The sequence below is a fragment of the Rickettsia endosymbiont of Culicoides newsteadi genome, from assembly GCF_002259525.1.
Lineage (GTDB): Bacteria > Pseudomonadota > Alphaproteobacteria > Rickettsiales > Rickettsiaceae > Tisiphia.
In genome coordinates this window covers 1-1,655 of sequence record NZ_MWZE01000150.1, presented here as the reverse complement: position 1 = coordinate 1,655, position 1,655 = coordinate 1, and the positions used below count along the sequence as shown (strand labels likewise).

Genomic DNA, 1,655 nt, shown 5'->3' with positions numbered 1-1,655 from the left:
CTCTTAAGAAAAATAAACCTTCCATAAATTGCAATTTCGACTTTCCTCTAAATTATAACCTTATCCCGAATTGACGTAATATCATCAAATTTTGGATTATAAGGGATTGTTCATGTACAACAGTTTTACATTATATATTCAATTCAGGAGAATTTGGGGCTAGGGGCGACGAGTAGTGACGACATCACCAACTTCTCATCAATTGACTATAGTAAACCATCTCCATCAGTAAAGTAGAAAAAATAAGTGTTTGTAACAGAAATATTTTGACATACTAAAATTATAAACTATAAGAAGACATTAATAATGGAATCTATAGATCAATAATGATCATTGATCATAAATATCCACCAAATAAAAACAATATAGACTAAGAGAACGATTATGAAATATAACCTAGACATACAACATGATGCTATAATAAATGATGAAATGGTACAAAGGCTCGAACAAAATAAAAATATCATAAATTGTTTGGAAGATGACAAGGCTGTTAATGTAATTGTAAACACTACAGAAGTACCAAAACATTTAAAAAAAATAATAATAGTTACATATTTAAGTGATCGTTCTCTAACAACTCCTAATTGTGAGTTAATAAAAGTGCTAGGTCTTAGCAATAATAATCCTGCTTTAGAATATATTCACAAGAATAAAGATTTATTAAATTATTTTAAAGATGAATCAAGAGAAGATATTGTTCTTAAATATGGTCCAAATTTAGGAATGTTGATTTTAATGGATAATCATCATTCGCAAGAAGTGCAAGATGTGCAACTAGAGTGCATGTCTGTAAATAGTTCTATGCAACTTAGTACTTTCTCTCGTAGTAACTTTTCCACAGCTGTTCCAATAAAAGATGAGGAATTAAGTGCAATGATAAATCTATTGTCTGGTAATTCAGAAATTGGTTGTACAGCAGCTATAATAGCCCAAACGCTAGTAGAAAATCTAAGTCAACATCATATATCTTTACAAAATGGCGATCTGCCTCTCATAGCATGTATGGTATATTATAGGTCTAATCACTCTGGATATCAAAAACTTCGCGATCAGGCACAACAAAAGCTTTCATTAGATTCAGACAATATACAGCAATTGCTCAGCTTTACTGACGCAATTTCAGATGATCCTGATTTATTAAAGCCAGTAGGTAAATCCAGTATAGAAAGGAAAATTGTAAATGATTTAGTGGAAAAGATTAATTCATCTGTAGGTATTTTAAAAGACCAAGGAAACAGTAGTGGTACTGTCGAAACTCTAGCAAGGTTGCATGATGATTTAAGCAAACTTTATTTTGACCATAATCAAAATATATTTAACATACATTTTCCCCAGGAGACTAGTGACTTCTTAGTACAAAATGGATTTAATGAGATATATTCAATTGGAGAGTCTATGACGCCTAATGATTACTAACAAAAAGGCATTATGTCAAGTGGTTGTTATACAGAAGGTAAAAAGAAAAAATATCCTGTAGGACCCTTAAATTGGCATAATATAACTTATTATTTTCTATAAAAGAAACTTTTTTTATTGCATATATTAATTTTCGGGGAGTGTTCGTCAAACTGTGTCAAGTTGAAAAAATAATCTTTTAAATATATAAAATAAAGATTATTGATGTTGTAAATAGCGAAGAATGTGGATAAGTT

At 29.9% G+C, this 1,655-nt stretch carries 1 protein-coding gene; it reads left to right on the top strand.

Features of this window, described 5'->3' with window-relative positions:
- Positions 1-384: 384 nt before the first annotated feature.
- Positions 385-1,419 (top strand): hypothetical protein, encoded by a 1,035-nt coding sequence (locus RiCNE_RS06925; protein ID WP_094649819.1) that lies wholly within the window; start codon positions 385-387, stop codon positions 1,417-1,419.
- The last annotated feature ends 236 nt before the right edge of the window (positions 1,420-1,655 follow it).

Excerpts from the sequence above, each read along its gene's own strand:
- RiCNE_RS06925 (WP_094649819.1), top strand. The coding sequence starts at position 385 with ATGAAATATAACCTAGACATACAACATGATGCTATAATAAATGATGAA.